The organism is Streptomyces speibonae (genome assembly GCF_984686075.1).
This window is the reverse complement of the sequence record NZ_OZ480260.1, coordinates 3,431,371-3,451,216: the sequence shown is the minus strand read 5'-3', so window position 1 is coordinate 3,451,216 and position 19,846 is coordinate 3,431,371. Positions and strand designations below refer to the sequence as shown.

General features: G+C 73.2%; 13 protein-coding genes. 6 read left to right on the top strand and 7 right to left on the bottom strand.

The features are described 5' to 3' along the window. Window positions 1–12: 12 nt before the first annotated feature. From nuoL to recQ, 4 genes are all read left to right on the top strand, one after another. On the top strand, window positions 13–1,977 hold the full coding sequence (gene nuoL / locus AC5L3C_RS15425; protein ID WP_493649480.1) for an NADH-quinone oxidoreductase subunit L: 1,965 nt from the start codon (window positions 13–15) through the stop codon (window positions 1,975–1,977). A gap of 5 nt (window positions 1,978–1,982) precedes the next feature. Then, entirely contained in the window at window positions 1,983–3,554 is a 1,572-nt protein-coding gene (locus AC5L3C_RS15420) for an NADH-quinone oxidoreductase subunit M (RefSeq protein WP_493649479.1), read from the top strand. Beyond that, window positions 3,551–5,206, top strand: coding sequence for an NADH-quinone oxidoreductase subunit NuoN (nuoN, locus tag AC5L3C_RS15415; RefSeq protein WP_493649478.1), 1,656 nt, complete (start codon window positions 3,551–3,553; stop codon window positions 5,204–5,206). The genes AC5L3C_RS15420 and nuoN overlap by 4 nt, the downstream gene beginning before the upstream one ends. Before the next feature lie 156 nt (window positions 5,207–5,362). Beyond that, window positions 5,363–7,309 carry a DNA helicase RecQ gene (recQ, locus tag AC5L3C_RS15410; RefSeq protein ID WP_493653891.1) on the top strand — a complete coding sequence of 649 codons (1,947 nt, stop codon included), beginning with the start codon at window positions 5,363–5,365 and terminating at the stop codon, window positions 7,307–7,309. A 140-nt stretch (window positions 7,310–7,449) separates the two neighbouring features. Here the strand turns inward: recQ and AC5L3C_RS15405 are convergent, their stop codons facing one another. Together AC5L3C_RS15405 and fahA are read right to left on the bottom strand one after the other, a co-directional pair. Beyond that, the gene (locus tag AC5L3C_RS15405; RefSeq protein ID WP_493649477.1) at window positions 7,450–8,388 is read right to left on the bottom strand and encodes a M56 family metallopeptidase; all 939 of its coding nucleotides are present in this window, start codon (window positions 8,386–8,388) and stop codon (window positions 7,450–7,452) included. 172 nt (window positions 8,389–8,560) lie between these two features. Then, window positions 8,561–9,775, bottom strand: a complete 1,215-nt coding sequence (gene fahA / locus AC5L3C_RS15400) for a fumarylacetoacetase (RefSeq protein ID WP_493649476.1) — start codon at window positions 9,773–9,775, stop codon at window positions 8,561–8,563. 293 nt (window positions 9,776–10,068) lie between these two features. On the opposite strand from fahA, the gene AC5L3C_RS15395 reads away from it, so the two are divergent. Beyond that, window positions 10,069–11,328, top strand: a complete 1,260-nt coding sequence (locus tag AC5L3C_RS15395; RefSeq protein WP_493649475.1) for a DegT/DnrJ/EryC1/StrS family aminotransferase — start codon at window positions 10,069–10,071, stop codon at window positions 11,326–11,328. Window positions 11,329–11,431: 103 nt separating this feature from the next. Further along, window positions 11,432–14,140 (top strand): lipopolysaccharide biosynthesis protein, encoded by a 2,709-nt coding sequence (locus tag AC5L3C_RS15390; RefSeq protein WP_493653890.1) that lies wholly within the window; start codon window positions 11,432–11,434, stop codon window positions 14,138–14,140. Here AC5L3C_RS15390 and AC5L3C_RS15385 read toward each other — a convergent pair. The 5 genes from AC5L3C_RS15385 to AC5L3C_RS15365 form a co-directional block, all read right to left on the bottom strand. Then, the gene (locus AC5L3C_RS15385; protein WP_493649474.1) at window positions 14,061–15,152 is read right to left on the bottom strand and encodes a glycoside hydrolase family 26 protein; all 1,092 of its coding nucleotides are present in this window, start codon (window positions 15,150–15,152) and stop codon (window positions 14,061–14,063) included. The two genes, AC5L3C_RS15390 and AC5L3C_RS15385, sit on opposite strands and share 80 nt — an antisense overlap. A gap of 71 nt (window positions 15,153–15,223) precedes the next feature. Then, a complete protein-coding gene (locus tag AC5L3C_RS15380; protein ID WP_493649473.1) occupies window positions 15,224–15,673 on the bottom strand; it encodes a hypothetical protein in 450 nt (149 codons plus the stop codon). Between the two features lie 5 nt (window positions 15,674–15,678). After that, a complete protein-coding gene (locus AC5L3C_RS15375) occupies window positions 15,679–17,607 on the bottom strand; it encodes a hypothetical protein (RefSeq protein WP_493649472.1) in 1,929 nt (642 codons plus the stop codon). A gap of 83 nt (window positions 17,608–17,690) precedes the next feature. Continuing rightward, window positions 17,691–18,446: a polysaccharide deacetylase family protein gene (locus AC5L3C_RS15370; RefSeq protein WP_493649471.1), complete on the bottom strand. Its 756-nt coding sequence runs from the start codon at window positions 18,444–18,446 to the stop codon at window positions 17,691–17,693. 74 nt (window positions 18,447–18,520) lie between these two features. Beyond that, window positions 18,521–19,831 carry a glycosyltransferase family 2 protein gene (locus AC5L3C_RS15365; protein ID WP_493649470.1) on the bottom strand — a complete coding sequence of 437 codons (1,311 nt, stop codon included), beginning with the start codon at window positions 19,829–19,831 and terminating at the stop codon, window positions 18,521–18,523. Window positions 19,832–19,846 lie beyond the last annotated feature (15 nt).

Sequence of the window (19,846 nt, the reverse complement as noted above, 5' to 3'; positions counted from 1 at the left end):
GGTCGCTGAATCGTGGAGAACCTGATTGCGCTGCTGGTGGCGGCGCCCCTGCTCGGAGCGGTGGTCCTGCTGTGCGGCGGACGCCGGCTGGACGCCGTGGGCCACTGGATCGGCACGCTGCTCGCGGCCGTCTCCTTCGCGCTCGGCCTGGTGCTGTTCACCGATCTGCTGGGCAAGGGCGCCGAAGAGCGCACCGTCACGCAGCACCTGTTCAGCTGGATCCCGGTGGAGGGCTTCCAGGCCGACGTCGCCTTCCGGCTCGACCAGCTGTCGATGACCTTCGTCCTGCTGATCACCGGCGTCGGCTCGCTGATCCACCTGTACTCCGTCGGCTACATGGAGCACGACGAGCGCCGCCGCCGCTTCTTCGGCTATCTGAACCTGTTCCTCGCGGCGATGCTGATCCTGGTCCTCGCCGACAACTACCTGCTGCTGTACGTCGGCTGGGAGGGCGTCGGTCTCGCCTCCTACCTGCTGATCGGCTTCTGGCAGCACAAGCCCAGCGCCGCGACGGCCGCGAAGAAGGCCTTCCTGGTCAACCGCGTCGGCGACATGGGCCTGTCCATCGCGATCATGCTGATGTTCCTGTGGTTCGGCACCTTCGCCTTCGGGCCGGTGCTCGGCGGCCACGGGGAGGCCTCTCTCGCGGGCGAGGCCGGCGAGGGCAAGCTCACCGCCATCGCGCTGATGCTGCTGCTCGCCGCGTGCGGCAAGTCCGCCCAGGTGCCGCTGCAGTCCTGGCTCGGGGACGCGATGGAAGGCCCGACCCCGGTCTCCGCCCTCATCCACGCCGCGACGATGGTGACGGCGGGCGTGTACCTGATCGTCCGTTCCGCCGCCGTCTTCAACGGCGCCCCTGACGCGCAGCTGGTCGTCACCATCGTCGGCGCGGTCACGCTGCTGTTCGGTGCGATCGTCGGTTGCGCGAAGGACGACATCAAGAAGGCGCTGGCCGGGTCGACCATGTCGCAGATCGGCTACATGGTGCTGGCCGCCGGCCTGGGCCCCATCGGCTACGTCTTCGCGATCATGCACCTGGTGACGCACGGCTTCTTCAAGGCCGGTCTGTTCCTCGGCGCCGGCTCGGTGATGCACGGCATGAACGACGAGGTCGACATGCGCCGCTACGGCGGCCTGCGGAAGTACATGCCGGTCACGTTCGTCACCTTCGGGCTCGGCTACCTCGCGATCATCGGCTTCCCGGGCCTGTCCGGCTTCTTCTCCAAGGACAAGATCATCGAGGCGGCGTTCGCCAAGGGCGGCACCGAGGGCTGGATCCTCGGCGCCTGTGCCCTGCTGGGCGCGGCCATCACCGCGTACTACATGACGCGCGTGATGCTGATGACGTTCTTCGGCGAGGAGCGCTGGCGCAACGCGCCGACGCCGTCCCCGGCCGCGCCCGACGTGGAGCCGGCCGCGCAGACGGGCGGCGCCTACGAGCCTCCGCACCCGCACGAGTCGCCGCGGTCCATGACGATCCCGATGATCGTGCTGGCCGTCGGATCGGTCGCCGGCGGTGCCTTCTTCAGCATCGGCGACCGCTTCGTGCACTGGCTGGAGCCCGTCACCGGGCACGCCCACGGCCATCCGCCGGTCAGCGCCCTGACGGTGACGCTCTCCACGGTCGCCGTGATGGTCATCGGTGTGGCGATCGCCTGGGCCCAGTACGGGCGCCGTCCGGTTCCGGCCGTCGCCCCGCGCGGGTCGCTGCTCACCCGGGCCGCCCGGCGCGACCTGCTCCAGGACGACTTCAACCACGTGGTCCTGGTGCGCGGCGGTGAGCACCTCACCCGCTCGCTGGTGTATGTGGACCACACCCTGGTCGACGGGGTGGTCAACGGCACGGCGGCCTCCATGGGCGGCCTGTCCGGCCGGATGCGCAGGCTGCAGAACGGCTTCGTGCGGTCCTACGCGGTCTCCATGTTCGGCGGCGCCGCGGTCCTCGCCGCCGCGACCCTGCTGATGAGGGCGGTCTGATACCGATGTCCTTTCCTCTGCTGACAGCGACGGCGGCGCTCCCGGCCATCGGGGCGATCGCCACGGCCGCCGTACCGGCCGCGAAGCGCACGGCCGCCAAGTGGCTGGCCCTGCTGTTCTCGCTCGCCACGCTCGCCCTGGCGGTCACCGTCCTGGTCCGCTTCGACCCGGACGGCGACCGCTACCAGCTCACCGAGTCCCACGCCTGGATCGCGGACTTCGGCGTCCGCTACGAACTGGGCGTCGACGGCATCGCGGTCGCCCTGATCGGGCTGACCGCCCTGCTGATCCCGTTCATCGTCCTCGCGGGCTGGCACGACGCCGACCCGCTGGAGACGGGCAGCAGGCGGTGGCGGCCGACGCAGGGCTTCTTCGCCCTGATCCTGGCCGTCGAGGCGATGGTGATCCTCTCCTTCGAGGCCACCGACGTCTTCCTCTTCTACATCTTCTTCGAAGCCATGCTGATCCCGCTGTACTTCCTGATCGGCGGCTTCGGGGACCGTGCCCACGAGCACGGGGAGGAGAAGGCGGCCACCCAGCGGTCGTACGCCGCGGTGAAGTTCCTCCTCTACAACCTGGCCGGCGGTCTGATCATGCTGGCCGCGGTGATCGGTCTCTACGTGGTCGCGGGGAACTTCTCGCTCACCGAGATCGCCGAGGCGCGGGCGAGCGGCGAGCTGAACATGGCGACCGGCACCGAGCGCTGGCTGTTCCTCGGCTTCTTCTTCGCCTTCGCGGTGAAGGCGCCGCTGTGGCCGCTGCACACCTGGCTGCCCAACGCCATGCAGGAGTCCACCGCCCCGGTGGCCGTGCTGATCACGGCGGTCGTCGACAAGGTGGGCACCTTCGCCATGCTCCGCTTCTGCCTCGGGCTGTTCCCGGAGGCGAGCAAGTGGGCGACCCCGGTGATCCTCGTCCTGGCGGTCGTCAGCATCATCTACGGCGCGCTGCTGGCGGTCGGCCAGCGCGACATCAAGCGGCTGATCGCGTACGCCTCGATCTCGCACTTCGGGTTCATCATCATGGGCATCTTCGCCATGACCAGCCAGGGCCAGTCCGGTGCGACGCTCTACATGGTCAACCACGGCATCTCGACCGCCGTGCTGATGCTGATCGCCGGATTCCTGATCTCGCGGCGCGGTTCGCGGCTCATCGCCGACTTCGGCGGTGTCCAGAAGGTCGCCCCGGTGCTCGCCGGCACGTTCCTGATCGGCGGCCTCGCGACCCTCTCGCTGCCGGGGCTCGCGCCCTTCGTCAGTGAGTTCCTGGTCCTGGTCGGGACGTTCACCCGCTACCCGGTGATCGGGATCATCGCCACCTTCGGCATCGTCCTCGCCGCGCTCTACACCCTCGTCCTCTACCAGCGGACGATGACGGGCCCGGTGAAGCCCGAGGTGGCCGCGATGCCCGACCTGAGGGTGCGGGAGATCGCGGTGGTGGCGCCGCTGGTCGTGCTGCTGGTGTTCCTGGGCGTCTATCCGAAGCCCGTCACTGACGTCGTGAACCCGGCGGTGAAGCACACCATGTCCGACGTGGAGAAGAAGGATCCCCAGCCCGAGGTGGAGGCGGCCAAGTGAGCACAGCAGCAGCCGTCCACAGCCTGTGGACAACGGCGGCGGCCGACCCGATCTCGAAGATCGACGCGCCGAAGATCGAATACGGGCAGCTCGCCCCCACCCTGATCGTCGTCGGCGCGGCGGTCGTCGGCATCCTGGTGGAGGCGATCGTCCCGCGAAAGTCCCGCTACTACGCACAGATGTTCGTCTCCGTGGTCGCGCTCTCCGCCGCGTTCGCAGCGGTCGTGGCCCTCGCCGCGAACGGCTACGCCACCACCAAGGCGGGCATCGCGGCGATGGGCGCCATCGCCGTCGACGGACCGGCCCTGTTCCTGCAGGGCACGATCCTGCTGACCGCCCTGGTCGGCCTGTTCACCTTCGCCGAGCGCCGGCTCGACCCGGAGGCGCACGGCAACCGCGTCGACTCCTTCGCCGCGCAGGCCGCGGCCGTACCGGGCAGCGACAGCGAGAAGCGGGCCGTCAAGGCCGGGTTCACCACCACCGAGGTGTTCCCGCTGCTGCTCTTCGCGGTCGCCGGCATGCTGGTCTTCCCGGCGGCCAACGACCTGCTGACGCTGTTCGTGGCGCTGGAGGTGCTCTCCCTCCCGCTGTACCTGCTGTGCGCGCTGGCCCGCCGCAAGCGGCTGATCTCGCAGGAGGCGGCGGTCAAGTACTTCCTGCTCGGCGCCTTCGCCTCCGCGTTCCTGCTGTTCGGCATCGCCCTGCTGTACGGCTACGCGGGCTCGATGTCGTACGCCACGATCGCGCAGGTCGTCGAGGGCAGCGTGGGGGAGGTCACCCCGGCGCTCGCCGACACCATGGGCAATGACGCGCTGCTGCTGATCGGCGCCGCGCTGCTGGTCATGGGCCTGCTGTTCAAGGTCGGCGCCGTGCCCTTCCACATGTGGACGCCCGATGTGTACCAGGGCGCCCCGACACCGGTGACGGGCTTCATGGCGGCGGCGACCAAGGTGGCCGCGTTCGGCGCGCTGCTGCGGATCCTGTACGTCGTGCTGCCGGGCCTGCGCTGGGACTGGCGGCCGGTGATGTGGGCCGTGGCCATCGTCACCATGGTGATCGGCGCGATCGTCGCGATCACGCAGACCGACATCAAGCGGCTGCTGGCGTACTCGGCGATCTCCCACGCGGGCTTCATCCTCGCCGGTGTCATCGCCGCCACCCCGTCGGGCATCTCGTCCGTGCTGTTCTACCTGGCGGCGTACTCCTTCGTGACCGTCGGCGCGTTCGCGGTGGTCACGCTGGTCCGGGACGCGGGCGGCGAGGCGACGCACCTGTCGAAGTGGGCGGGGCTCGGCCGCCGCTCGCCGCTGGTCGCGGCCGTGTTCGCGATCTTCCTGCTGGCCTTCGCGGGCATCCCGCTGACCTCCGGCTTCGCCGGGAAGTTCGCCGTGTTCAAGGCGGCCGCGGAGGGCGGGGCCGTCCCGCTGGTCGTGGTCGGTGTGATCGCCTCGGCCATCGCGGCGTTCTTCTACATCCGCGTCATCGTGCTGATGTTCTTCAGCGAGCCGCGCCCCGAGGGCCCGACCGTCGCGGTGCCGTCACCGCTGACGATGACGGCGATCGGGGTCGGCGTGGCGGTCACGGTGGTGCTCGGTGTGGCACCGCAGTACTTCCTGGAGCTGGCCGGCGACGCGGGCGTGTTCGTCCGCTGACACCGCGCCGGAGAACGGCGGAGCGGCCCGGTACCCCGAGCACGGGGTGCCGGGCCGCGGCCGTCGCGGGCGGGCCTGTGGACAACTCCGGTCCTGTCGGTGCGGGCGCCTATCGTGGACGCAGTGGTCGAGGGACGACGCACGGGGGACGGGACGATGCAGGGGACGGGCGGTATCGCCGAGATGGCAGTGACGGATGACGCGGCGCGGGCAGCGCTGCACCGGGTGTTCGGGTACGAGGCCTTCCGCGGTGAGCAGGAAGCGGTCGTCCAGCATGTGATCGCGGGCGGCGACGCCGTCGTGCTGATGCCGACCGGCGGCGGCAAATCCCTGTGCTACCAGATCCCGGCCCTGGTCAGACCGGGCACGGGTGTCGTCGTCTCCCCGCTGATCGCCCTGATGCAGGACCAGGTGGACGCGCTGCGGGCGCTGGGCGTGCGCGCCGGGTTCATGAACTCCACGCAGGACTTCGACGAGCGGCGGGTGGTCGAGGCGGAGTTCCTCGCCGGGGAGCTGGACCTGCTCTACCTCGCGCCGGAGCGGCTGCGGCTGGACAGCACCCTGGAGCTGCTCTCCCGCGGCAAGATCTCCGTCTTCGCCGTCGACGAGGCGCACTGTGTGTCCCAGTGGGGGCACGACTTCCGTCCCGACTACCTCGCGCTGTCCGTGCTGGGCGAGCGGTGGCCGGACGTGCCCCGCATCGCGCTCACGGCGACGGCCACGGACGCAACGCACCGGGAGATCACCGACCGGCTGCGGATGCCGCAGGCGCGGCACTTCGTCGCCAGCTTCGACCGGCCCAACATCCAGTACCGGATCGTGCCCAAGGCCGACCCCAAGAAGCAGTTGCTGAGCTTCCTGCGCGAGGAGCACGCCGGGGACGCGGGCATCGTCTACTGCCTCTCGCGCAACTCCGTGGAGAAGACCGCCGAGTTCCTCTCGCGCAACGGCATCGAGGCGGTGCCGTACCACGCGGGCCTGGACGCGGGGACGCGCGCCGCCCATCAGTCGCGCTTCCTGCGGGAGGAGGGGCTGGTCGTGGTCGCGACCATCGCCTTCGGCATGGGCATCGACAAGCCGGACGTCCGTTTCGTCGCCCACCTGGACCTGCCCAAGTCGGTCGAGGGCTACTACCAGGAGACCGGGCGCGCGGGGCGGGACGGACTGCCGTCCACGGCATGGATGGCCTACGGGCTCAACGACGTCGTCCAGCAGCGCAAGCTGATCCAGACGGGGGAGGGCGACGAGTCGTTCCGGCGGCGGGCGAACCAGCATCTGGACGCCATGCTGGCGCTGTGCGAGACGGTCCGGTGCCGGCGCGGACAGCTCCTCGCCTACTTCGGCCAGGAGGCCGACCCGTCGGGCTGCGGCAACTGCGACACCTGTCTGACACCGCCGGAGACATGGGACGGAACGGTCGCGGCGCAGAAGGTGCTGTCGGCGGTGGTGCGGCTGCAGCGGGAGCGCGGGCAGAAGTTCGGCGCGGGCCAGATCGTGGACATCCTGCTCGGGCGGCGCACCGCCAAGGTCATCCAGTTCGACCACGACCAGCTGTCGGTGTTCGGCATCGGTGAGGATCTGAGCGAGGCCGAGTGGCGCGGCGTCGTACGGCAGTTGCTCGCCCAGGGGCTGCTCGCCGTCGAGGGGGAGTACGGCACGCTCGTGCTGACCGAGGCCAGCGGGTCGGTGCTGCGGCGGGAGCGGGAGGTGCCGCTGCGGAAGGAGCCGAAGAAGCCGGCGGCGGCGCGTGGCACGGGCGGCGGCCGGGGCGAGCGCAAGGCCAGGGCGGCGGCGGCCGAGCTGCCCGAGGAACTCCAGCCCGCGTTCGAGGCGTTGCGGGCGTGGCGGGCGGAGCAGGCGCGGGAGCAGGGGGTTCCGGCGTACGTGATCTTCCACGACGCCACGCTGCGGGAGATCGCCACGGTGTGGCCCACGTCGGTGGACGAGCTGGCGGGGGTCAGCGGGGTGGGGGAGAAGAAGCGGGCGACGTACGGGGAGGGGGTGGTGGGGGTGCTGGCGGGGTTGGCCTCGCCCGGGGACGCCGGTGCCGGAGGTGACGTGGACGTCGAGCCGGAGCCGGAGCCCGAGCCCGACTGGACGTAGGCGCCGCCGTTTGCTGGGGCTGGGCGGGGGGTGTTGCGCAGCCCGGCGATTGCGGGGTGCCGGGGCGCCCGCCCGTGCCGCCCCGGGGGCACCTCCCAGGCCCTTAAGGCTCTGGGGGAGGCACGATCGCCCGCCCGGGGCTACGGGAGCGCCGTCAGGCCCGGGGCGAAGGTGATCAGCAGGGGGACCAGCGGTACCAGGGCCGCCGCGGTCGTCGTCAGGGCGCGGTGGCGGCGGTCGAGGCGGGGCGGTGGCTCCAGGAGACGGTCGACGCGTTCACCGAGCAGGCGGTGGCTGGAGGCGCAGGACAGCACGCCGCGGTGCTGGTTGAGTTCGATCAGCGCCAGCGCCGTGGTCAGGTGACCGCAGCGGCGGGAGGCCGTGTCGTCGGCGGACAGCTCCACCAGGCGGTGGGTCTGGTCGCAGAAGTGGGCGAACAGCGGGACCCGGGGGAACCCGGTGGCCAGGGCCGTGGAGAGGTGCAGCAGCCAGTCGTGGTGGGCGCGGGCGTGACCGCGCTCATGGGTGAGCACGGCGTCGAGCTGGTGGCCGGTCAGGCGCCGCAGGGCCCCGGTGGTGACGATCAACTGGGGCGGGCTGCCCGGCAGCCACCAGGCGTCGGGGTACTCGTCCTCCAGCACCAGCAGGGGACCGCGGGCGGCGGGGAGCCCGGCGGGCAGGTCCGGGGCGCGCTCCCGCAGCTGGGCCCGGGCCCGGGCGCGACGCCGGCGGGCCTCGACCAGTTCCCGCACCAGCATGGCCGCCGTCCAGGCCGCCCCGCAGGCCAGCAGCACGGTGACGACGGTCGTCCAGGGCGAGGCGGCCGACAGGTTGTACGCGGCGGTCACCGCGGGCGGCGCCGGCGCGAAGAGCTGGGCGCGGACGGTGCCGAAGACGGCCGCCGCGCCCAGCGCGAGAGCCGTCAGACAGCACAGCAGGACGGTGGCGACCAGGCACTGCCACACCCACAGGGCGACGACCGGTTCCCGCTCCGGCCACTTCGCCCGGGTCAGCGCCCGGGGGACGGGCACGGCGGCCGTCAGGGCGACGACGCCCAGCAGGAGCAGGCAGAGGGTCATGCCACGGGCTCCGGATCCTGTCGGAAGGGTCGGCTCGGGGGCGTGCGGGTCGTACAAGGGTCGTGCGAGGGGCGTGCGGGGCGCTGACACGCGCGCACCGCCCGACGCCAATTATGACGGCGAAGGGCGGTGCGAGTCAGCGGTCGTGCGGGATCGGACAGGGCCGGACGGGTCAGGGCGCGGGGACCACCCGTCCCGTGACCTCGCCGAGCCCCACGCGGACGCCGTCCGGGCCCGGCGCCCAGGCCGACAGCGTGACCACGTCGCCGTCCTCCAGGAACGTCCGCTTGCCGTCGGGCAGTTCCAGCGGGTCACGGCCGTTCCAGGTCAGCTCCAGCAGCGAGCCGCGCTCCCGCTCGGAGGGGCCGCTCACCGTGCCCGAGCCGTAGAGGTCGCCGGTGCGCAGGGAGGCGCCGTTGACGGTCATGTGGGCGAGCTGCTGGGCGGCCGTCCAGTACATGGTGGAGAAGGGGGGTTCGGAGACGACATGGCCGTTGACGGCGACGCTGATCCGCAGGTCGTAGCCGCCGGGTTCCTCGTCCGCGTCGTCCAGGTAGGGCAGCAGTTCGTGCGTGCGCTCCGGCGGTGCGACGCGGGCCTCCTCCAGGGCGTCCAGCGGGGTGATCCAGGCGGACACCGAGGTGGCGAAGGACTTGCCGAGGAACGGGCCGAGGGGGACGTACTCCCAGGCCTGGACGTCGCGGGCGGACCAGTCGTTGAGCAGGCACAGGCCGAAGACGTGGTCGCGGTAGGAGCCGAGCGGAACCGGCTCGCCCAGGTCGGACGGCACGCCCACCACGAAGCCGACCTCCGCCTCGATGTCCAGCCGGACGGACGGCCCGAACACGGGGGCCGCGTCGGCGGGTGCCTTGCGCTGGCCGGAGGGGCGCACGACGTCGGTGCCGGAGACCACGACCGTGCCGGAGCGGCCGTGGTAGCCGATCGGCAGATGCTTCCAGTTGGGGGTGAGCGGGTCCGGGGCGTCGGGGCGGAAGATCTGTCCGACGTTGCGGGCGTGGTTCTCCGAGGCGTAGAAGTCGACGTAGTCCGCGACCTCGAAGGGCAGATGCAGCGTCACCTCGGACAGCGGGTGGAACAGCGGCTCGACGGTCTCCCGGTGCGCGGGCACGGTGACCCAGGCCGTGAGCGCCCGCCGCACGTCCGACCAGGCCGTACGGCCCGCCGCCAGCAGCGGGTTCAGGGTCGGGCGGGCGAGCAGGGACGCGTAGGGGGAGCCCAGGGCGTGCGCCGCCGCGCCGGCGTCGAGGACATGGTCGCCGAGCCGGACGCCGACGGTCCGCTCCGAGGAGCCGGGGGGCGAGAACACGCCGTACGGCAGATTGTGCGGGCCGAAGGGATCGCCCTCGGGGACATCGAAGGGGGGCATCGGGTGCTGCCTCGCTTTCGTGTGCGCAGGTGCTCCACGTGTCCGTGGCCAGGCACACGTTACGGGTGCCGTGGCGCTCTTGTGCAGAGCCGGACCGGTGGTGCGGCGGCGGCCGGGCACCAAGGGCGGGGTGCGCGCGGGCGCAAAGACCCCAAGTGCCGCTTTGGACCGCCTACCGGAAGTTATCCACAGGCGGCTGCGCAATCTTGACGGAGCGGTGCGAACGGGGCGACTCTGGGCGGGTGCCGGAAGGCCTCGGGGAGGGGGCGTTCCGTCGGCACACAGGGGGGCGGATGGCCATAGGGGAGGCCGGCCCGCGCTCGGCGCGCTCGTGGTCGCGGCCGAAGAGGCTGGAAGAGACCATGCGTGCCCGGCTCGGCCGGGAATGTGTGTACATGCCGTCATGCAGGCTGGGGCTGTACGTGGCGCTGCGCCACTGGTGCCCGCCGGGCGGCAGGGTGCTGATGTCGCCGGTCAACGACGACGTCATCTTCTTCGTGGTGCTGGCGGCGGGACTGCGGCCGGTGCAGGCGCCGTTGCACGCGTTCGACGCGTCCGTCGACGTCGATGCCGTGCCCGAGGAGACATGGGGCTCGCTCTCGGCCGTACTGACGACCAATCTGTACGGCAATCCCGACCCGGCGCCGCGACTGCGGGCGCGCTGCGACGCCTTGGGCATCCCGCTGTTCGAGGACGCGGCGCACGCGATCGGCAGCGAGACCGGCGGGCGGCCGGTCGGGGCGTGGGGCGAGGCCTCCGTGTTCAGCCTGTCCAAACACGTCGGCGCGAAGGCCGGCGGGATCCTCTCGCTCGCCGACCCGGACCTGGGCGACGCGGTGCGCCGCACCCGCGACGGGCTGCTCACCCCGCGCGGCGCGGCGTCCGAACTGGCCTATGCGGTACGGCCGTATGCCGAGGCCGCCGTGCGGGGACTGGGGCTGCGGCGGGCCGCCTGGGCGGCGTCGGGGCTGCTGGGGACGGCCGAGCGCGACGGGATCAGGATGCCGCTGCGTCCGGACGCGCTGGCCGAGGCCGGCGACCGGGCCCCGGACCTGGCCGCGTACGACCCCTGGGTCCGCGTCGACATGCACACCTACCGCCGGGAGTCCGGCCCGCTGCGGCTGCGGCGGATCCGGCGCGGCCTCGGACGGCTGGACGACGTGCTGAAGGCGTCCCGGGAGGGCACCGAACTGCTGATGTCGACGCCCTGGGCCCGCCCGCCGGCCCGGGGCGGGGTCCAGCCGCTGTTCCGGGTGCCGCTGCTGGTCGCCGACCGGGACGCGGCGATCGCGGCGCTGGCGCGGCGCGGGATCGTCGTGGGCTACCTCTACGACCCGCCCCTCGACGACTACGCGGGGGACGTCTTCACCGACCCCTCGCCCGCCCCCGGGGCGGCCCGCTGGTTCGCGCGGCACGCGCTGCCGGTGGATCCGCTGCGGGCCCGCGAGGTCGTCGACGTGCTGGAGTGGTCCGGCGCGCGGCCGGCCGTGGCGCCGGGGGAGCCGGCCGGGCCGGGGGAGCCGGCCGGCGTGCCGGGGCCGTTCCGTGACTGACAGCCGGGTGGACGGGCCGGCCGCGGCGCGCGCCGGCGGGCGGCCGCCGCCCGGCGGGGACCGGTCCGGCTCGGACTCCCTGTTCAAGAACGCCTACTTCCTGATGCTCAGCACGGGCGTGTCGGCGGTGCTCGGGCTGGCGTTCTGGCTCGTCGCCGCCCGCTACTACTCCGAGGAAGCCGTCGGCCAGGGCTCCGCCGCGATCGCCGCGATGCGGCTGCTCGCCAGCATCACCGCCACCACCATGATCGGCGCCGTGGTCCGCTTCGTCCCGCGCGCGGGCCGCGAGACCGCACGCCTGGTGTGGGGGGTGTACGGGGCCAGTTCCGTGGTCGTCGCGCTCGCCGCGGGCGTGTTCCTGCTGACGCTCGACCAGTGGGGCGCCTCCTACGAGCCCCTCGGCACACCGCTCGCGGGGGCGCTGTTCGTGGCGGCGTGCGTGGCGTGGGCGCTGCTCACGCTCCAGGACGGTGTGCTCACCGGGCTGCGCAAGGCCGAGTGGGTGCCGGCCGGCAACGCGGTGTTCTCCGTCGGCAAACTGGCTCTGCTGGCCGTCTTCGCGAGCGCGCTGCCCGTGCTGGGCATCTTCGTGTCCTGGGCCGTGGCCATCGCGTTCTCCACCCTGCCGCTCGGCTGGCTGATCTTCCGCAGGCTCATCCCGCGCCAGGCCGCGGCCGACCGGGACGTGGAGCCGCCCGGCCTGCGCACCATGGGCCGCTTCCTGGCCGGTGACTCGCTCGGCGCGCTGTTCAGCCTGGCGATGATCAACCTGCTGCCCGTGATGGTCGCGGTCCGCTTCAGCGCCGCGGAGAACGGCTACTTCTACGTGGCGTACACCGTCGGCGGCACGATGGAGTTCATGGCCATCAACATGGCCTCCTCGCTCACCGCCCACGCCTCGCACGACCCGCGCCGGCTCGCCGACGGGGTGCGCGGGGCGCTGCGCCGGATGACGCTGCTGCTGGTGCCGGTGGTGCTGGTGCTGGTCGTGTTCGCGCCGCAGATCCTCACGCCGTTCAGCCCGGACTACGCCGAGCACGGCTCGACCGTGCTGCGGCTGCTCGCCCTCGGCGCGCTGCCCCGGGTGGTCGTGGAGCTGTACATCGGGGTGCTGCGGGTACAGGGGCGCACGGGCGTGCTCGCCGCGCTCCAGGGGGCGATGTGCGTACTCGTGCTGGGCGGCGCGGCCGTGCTGTTCACGCCCGCGGGGATCGCGGGGGCCGGGTGGGCGGTGCTGGCCGGCATGACGCTGACCGCCGCCGTCTCGGTGCTCGGCCTGCGCTCGGCCCTGCGCGAGAGGCCCGCCCCCGTCCCCGAGTACGGCACGCGCTGGGCCCGGCTGAACGCCACCGCCGGATACGGCACGACCTGGGCCCGCCGGGCGGCGTACGCGTCCGAGGGCCCCGGGGGAGGCCGGGACGGCGACACCGTCACCCTGTTCATCGGCGGCCCAGGCTACGAACGGGAGGCCCTCCACGCGGACACGCTGGCGCTCATCGTGCGCCCGCAGCCGGGGGAGGACCGGACGGCGGACCCGGCTCCGGGGACGTCTCCCCGCCGACACGGAGCCGGCCCCTCGCCGGAGGGCAGGAAGCCGGACGCGGGCTCGGGGGAGGTGTCGGACGGGCATCGGTACCGGTTCGGGGCGGGAGCCGCCCGGGAGGACGGTGATCCCGACGGGGCTTGTCCGGAGGGCGGCCGGGATGGGCGGCCGCGCGGGCTGGGGGCGGGGTCCTCGCCGGAGGGCAGGAAGCCGGACGCGGGTCCGGGGGAGGTGTCGGACGGGCATCGGTACCGGTTCGGGGCGGGAGTCGCCCGGGAGGACGGTGATCCCGACGGGGCTTGTCCGGAGGGCGGCCGGGATGGGCGGCCGCGCGGGCTGGGGGCGGGGTCCTCGCCGGAGGGCAGGAAGCCGGACGCGGGCTCGGGGGAGGTGTCGGACGGGCATCGGTACCGGCTGGGGGCGGGAGCCTTGCCGGAGGGCGGTGCAGCGGGTCCGGCGTGGAATGCCGTGGCGTCGGGGCGGCGGGTACCGGCGGACGTGGGCCGTACCGCGTGGGCCGGTGATGCCCACCCCGGTGCGTTGCCGCGGGCACCACGCCCCGCCCCCGCCCCCGCCCCCGTGCCGCCGCCGGAGGAGGCCGCCGACGATGCGGCCGACCGCCGGGCCGGCATGGTCCTCTGGGCGTTGCTCGGGCTGGCGACCGCCGTGTTCTGGATCTCGGTGCGCGGGCTCCCCTGGGCCGGGGGAGCCGCCAGAAGTGAGCCCACGGGACGTGAACTGCTCACCGAGCTGCCCTTGTCGGCGTCGGCGGCCGGGGCGGCGCTGCTCCTCGTCTTCGTCGCCTCGGTGACGTGGTGTGCGAGACCCGTCCCCTGGCTCTCCGGCACCGCACTGGCGTCCGCCCTGATCGCCCTGTACGCCGCGCCCGTCGCCGTGGGCCGTGTGCCCGACCCCGTGGCGGGGGACCTGTACACCGACGCGGCCCGCTCCCTCGCGCAGGCGGTGGGGCTCGACGGCCCCGGCCCCCTGCTGCGATGGGTGCCCCTGGCGGCCCAGCTGCTGTGCCTCGTACCGCTGCGGCTGCTGCTCGCCCGCGCCGGCGGACGGCTGACATGGCGGGCCGGCTGGGGCGCGCTCTATGTCGTGGCGGTGGCCGGCTGGGCGTTCCGGCAGGAGCTCGCACCGGCCGCCGTGTCGGCGCTGGCCGCCCTCCTGGTCCTGCTGCTCCTCACCGGGGCGGGACGGGCTGGTGGAAGTACCCGTTCTTCCCCGCCTCCCGGTACCCCTCGAGCCCCGGACCGTCGTTGACGGTCAGATCGCACTCGGGTTCCTGCGAGGTCGGCCGGTTCCAGTGCACCAGGGCCTTCACCTCGGGGAGTTTCTTCACGTCGGCCGGGATCCGGGTGTACCAGTCGCGCTGGCGCCGCGGGTTCTCCGCGTCGGGGGCGGTGGCGAACTCGGCGAGCATCACGGGCTTGTCGTCGGAGACGTTCGCGCGCAGCCAGTCGTAGCTGGGCTGCTGGCTGTGCAGGAAGTCCTTCCAGTGGGTGGTGTCGTGACAGGCGTAGTAGTTGTACTGGTCCATGGCGATCCAGTCGACGTACGCGTCCCCGGGGTAGAGCGCCTTCATCTCCTCCGCGCTGCCGAGGTAACCGGAGACGGTCCACACCCACACGACGTTGTCCGCGCCCAGTTCCCGGAACCGGTCGTGGAGATGGCGGTACGCCGCGACGAACTCCTCCGGTGTGCCCGCGCCTTCCTTGATGCGGGCGTCGGTCTCCTGGTCGAAGGAGAAGAACACGCGCTTGCCGTAGGCCTTGAGACGGCGGATCTGGGGGTCGATGATCTCCTCGTCGTACTTCCCCGAGGCGATGTTCCGCCAGCCGAGCTGGGTCTCCGTCCAGTCGGCGTGGTGCGGCTCGGTCCAGACGGTGGACTCCCACGCCAGCATGAGCAGCCGGTCCCTGCCGAGCTCCTGCTCGTCGGGGGTGAGCAGCGTCCCGTCGAGCTCGTTGCCCGACATGTCGTGGTAGTTGTACACGAGGTCGAGCCGGCGCCCGATCCGCTTCTCGAAGCCGAGCACGGCGTCCTTGAGCGAGCCGTTCGCCGCGTACGGCACATAGGCCCCCCACCAGGCCCCGCAGGGCGGCACCAGGGTCTCGGTGGGAGCACAGGGCCCGGTCGGCACCGCCCCTGAGGCCGCGTTGCCGGGCAGCCCGTCCGGCGCGTCCGTGTCGTCGGAGCGGCCCGCCCAGAAACCGAGCCCGGTCAGCAGTGCGGCGACCGTCACCAGGACGACCGCCGCGTAGCCGCGCTTCACACGCCTCACCCTCCGCGCCGCATGCCGCCACCGGCCGCGTGCGTGCGGGTCGCGCACCCGGTGCGGGCCCGTCATGCGCCACCGCCGTTCGCGGACCGGCGCCTGCCGTGCTCCGCCGCCCCGCGCCGGGCGGCGGGCAGCGGCAGCCCCGGAAGGGCCGCGGCGACGGTGGTGAGAACGGCGAGCACGACGAGGAAGGAGGTCGCCGAGAAGGCTTCCACCAGGAACAGCGAGGTGGCGGCGAGCACCCCGAGCGACAGGCTGACCGGCGCGGCGAGGGCGACGGCCTCCAGCCGGGCGCCCCGGGCCAGTCCGTCCGGCTGCGGATACAGGGCCGCGCAGCCCGGGCCGAACAGTATGAACAGCAGCACGGGGATCCAGCGCAGCGGCGAGGGACCGGGCAGCGCGGTGGCGGCCAGGGCGATCCAGCCGGAGGCACCGGCGAGGAGTCTGAGGTGCCGCTCCGCGCCGTGCGGCGCGTCGGTGGTGGACGAACGGAACTGGCTGGCCTGCGACGTCACTTCGATCACCTTGTGGTCGTGGTCGTTCCCCGGTCGGCCGGGCGGTACTCCAGCACCACCCCGTAGTCGTGGCTCTCGACGGTTCTGAAGAGGGGCGAGGCGGCCAGCTCGGCGCGCAGCGTCGCGAAGCCGCCGGGCGGCAGCAGGCCCTCGCCCGCGGTGTAGATGTCCTGGGTGCGGGTGAGGACGACGTACGCCCTGGTGCCCGGCGGGATGCCGGCGGCGAGATGGCCCGCCGGGTCCTGGAGCATCCGCTCGTTCTCCGGCAGTTCCTGCTCGGCGAAGAACCAGTGCTCGATCCGGTCGTACCGGTGCAGTGCCTGCGGGAAGGAGCCGGTGGTGGCGAGGATCAGCGAGCCGTCGGGCGCGTTGTCGAGCGCCCGGGTGACCAGCGCGGTCTCCTCGGGCGGCGTGTAGTACATCGTCTCCTTGCCGTAGTACGACGGCATGAAGCCGGCCAGGAGCGCCAGCAGCACGGCGGGCAGCGCGACCGCCGAGACCCTGCGCCGCAGCGCCCTCGCCCCGCCGCGCTGGGTGCCCGCGGCGGCGCCGGGGACGAGCGCGGCGGCGGCGAAGAACGCCGCACCGGGCAGGCCGAACAGATAGACCCGGAACAGCATTTCGCCGCCGTAGTCGTTGACGGCGAAGAGCGGGACGGGGGCGGCGGAGACCAGCAGCAGCGGCAGGGCGCTGCGCACCAGGCGGCGCCGCAGCACGAGGGCGGCTCCGGCGAGCGCGGCGACGGCGAGCACCATCAGCACGTTGGCGGTGCCGGCGAGTTCGGGGCCCGGCCCGGTCAGCTCGCCCGCGTAACCGGCGCGCGAGTTCTGCGTCAGCTCGCCGATCGACTCCTTGAGGGTGGAGAGCGTCTCGGTGAACAGCGGCCGCCCCATGGTCAGGTCCCAGGCGAGCATCAGCAGCACGGCGACGGTCAGCAGCCCGACGTTGCGGTAGCGGCGCGTGAGGCAGAGCGCGGACAGGCAGACGCAGAGCATCACCGGCGTGAGCTGGTGCGTGGCGTTCACGGCGAGGAGGAGCGGGGCGAGGATCGCCACGCAGACCGCGCGCTGCCGGGTCCCGGTCGGCGGGGGCACGCCGGCGGCGGCCGGGTCGAGACGGGCGCGGTCGCGCAGCCGGCCGGCCGAGCCCGGGCGCACGAAGTGCCGCAGCACCACCGTGATGACGGTCAGGTGCAGCAGGAAGGCGAGCCCCTGGGGGGCGAAGTAGTCCTGCCCCACCCAGTTGGCGAGCTGGAAGATCCACACGGCGGTCCACACCAGCCGCCAGTCCTGGCTGAACGTGCGGTAGAGCAGCACGAGCACCGGCATCATCAGCAGACCGAGGACGATCGGCGCCCAGTTGGCGTACGCGGCGGCGCTCTCCACGCCGAAGGCGCGCACCAGGCCGGCGTCGAGCGTGAAGAACCCCGGCCACTGGTCGTAGGCGGACATGTTGCCCGACAGGGCGGCGTCCGGGCGCAGTTCACCGTTGGCGAGCAGGGTGTTGACGACGGCGTCGTGCTTCGACGCCCACGGATAGCGCACGGCGTCGTACAGGATCGCCGGCGGCGCCTTGAGCGCGAACAGCAGCGCGGCGCAGTGCAGGGCGGGCCACCAGGGCGCGGTGCCCGCCCGGCGCAGGGTGAGGACGAAGCCGGCGGTGAGGACGAGCAGCGACAGGTAGTAGGCGGCGGGCAGACGGTCCAGGAGGCCGTAGTCGCTCATCTCCCGGAAGCCGATACGCGGCAGCGCGTACAGCCACAGCGCGGCGGCGAGCAGCAGGGCCAGCAGACCGGCGTCGGGCGCCCGTCGCAAGAACGGCCGGGCCGTGCGGCCGCCGCCGTCGGGCGGTCGCGCGTCCGGCGGGCCGGTGGCCGGGGCGGGGGCGGGCAGCGCGCCGCTCTCCGCGGTCGGTACGGGTACATGGTGGTGCACGCCGGGACTCCCCTCCCCCGTAGCGAGTATAGGAATTAACGCTGTTTTTCACACCAAAAACGTCTCAGTCGCCCCGACGCGGTTCATCCGGCGAACGCGGGGCCGCGCAGGGCGGTGCGGGCCCTGCGGTACCACCGCCAGCCGACGGTCCTGAGCCCGTCCCGGTAGGGGGCGGTCCGCACGTCGCCGCCCGCCAGCCACGCCTCGACGTCGGCGACGGTGTGGCCGCGGCGGACGATCAGACGGGCGATGCGGTAGCGCTCGTCCCGGTCCGAACTGAGCGCGTGCCGCACGGCGGCCGCGGTCTCGTAGCCGGCCCGCGCGGCCATGGCGCGCACCCGCGGGCTGTTGTAGCCGTGCGGATAGGCGAGGTGGGGCACGCGGTGGCCGAGGGTGTCCTCCAGCACGGCCTTGGAGTCCGCCAGTTCGGCGTGCACCTGACGGGCGTTCAGCGTGTCGAGCTGGGCGTGGGTGACGGTGTGGCTGCCGACCTCCAGGCCGGCCTGCTCAAGCCGCTCCGCCCCGGCCAGCGTCATCATCGGGGCGGGCGGCAGCAGGCTGCGGCCGCCCGGGGTGATGGCGCCGGTGGTGAGGTAGGCGGTGGCGGGCAGCCCGCGCGCGGCCAGGACGTCCGCGGTGGGGCCGGGCAGGTCGGCGAAACCGTCGTCGAAGGTGAGCAGCACCGGCCGGGGCGGCAGGGGCGCCCGCCCGGCGAGGCCGTCGGCGAAGGTGCTGATGGTGACGGGCGTACGGCCGCTGCCGGCGATCGCGTCGAGGTGGGCCGCGAACGCCCTGGGCGTGACGGTGAACTCGGCGATCCACTCGGGCGGGTCGTCCATCACGGCGTGGTACAGGAACACGGGGACGGCAGCGACAAGAGCCCCCCGAGCGCCATGGGTCCCGGACGCCGGTCTCATCGCGCCCCCCTCCCCGCGCCGTTCCGCAACGCCCGCCGCGCGCGCAGATAGCCGGCCGGCCCGTGGAGCATCCCCTTGCGTTGCAGCCGTGACAGCCGCCGTGGCCAGGGATGGGTACGGGCGTCGTGCGTGCCCGGCGCGCCCCCGCCGCCGGTGTCGCGTACGGCGGTCAGCGCGCGGGCGCGGGCGAGACCGCGCGGCAGCCGGGCGAGGAACGCGGGCAGCAGCGCGGGCCGGCCGACCAGGACCGCGGTGAGGAAGGCGGTGAGCCCCGCGCCGTAACCGTACGCCTGTGCCTCCAGGTCGGCCCAGGTCTCCCGGTGGTGGTGCCACACCAGCGCGTGCGGCGTGTAGTGCAGCCGGTACCCCTCGGCGAGGACGCGCACGAACCCGTACAGGTCGTCGCCGCCCCGCGCGGGCGTCCCGGCGCCGGTGGCGGGGTCGAAACCGCCGACGGCACGCAGCACGTCCGCGCGGAACGCCATGTTCGCGCCGGACCCGAAACGGCCCGCGGTGAAGGGGAACAGCGGCTCGTCGCGCGGCGGATTCCGCGGGTCGTACGTCGTCGGCGTGAAGCCCTTGGCGAAGCCGCCGTGGCTCTCCAGCAGCACCTGGGCGGGGGTGCGCAGCCGGGCGGGCAGGATGAGGCCGGTGACACAGCCGAGCCGGGGGTCGGCGGCGAAGGGCGCGGTCAGCTCGGTGAGCCAGCGGGGATCGGCGATCACGTCGTCGTCGGTGAACGCGACCACCTCGCCCCGGGCCGCCGCGAGCCCCGTGTTGTGGGCGATCGCCAGCCCGGGCACCGGCTCGCACACGTACCGCACCCGTTCGCCGTACTTCCGCTCCACCAGCTCACGCGTGTCGCCGGTCACGGGCGCGTTGTCGACGACGACGACCTCGAACCGCGGATGATCCTGCGCGAGCACGGAGTCCAGCGCCCGCCCCAGCTGCCCCGCCCGTTCCCGCGTCCCCACCACGACGGAGACCCGGGGCACTCCGTCACCGCCGGCGGGGACCGGAGCCCCGGCCCCGGGCAGTGCGGGGAAGGCCCGGCGGGCCGCCCGGGTCAGGGTGCTCCTCGGGTCCGCCCCTTCCGGGACGTGGGTCAGGAGGGTGCCCACCGGCCGGCCGGCATGTCTGACCAGGAGGAAGACCTCGCCGTGGGCCGGCGGAGGGCTGCCGGGGCCGGGTCCGGGCGTGGGCCCGGCCCCGTCCGCCGGCAGGTCCACCTCGGCGATCTGCACCGGCTCGACGGCCAGGAACCGGCGTATCTCGTCCCGCGTACGCGCTCGTGCTCTGCCGGACATACGTCCTCCCTCCCC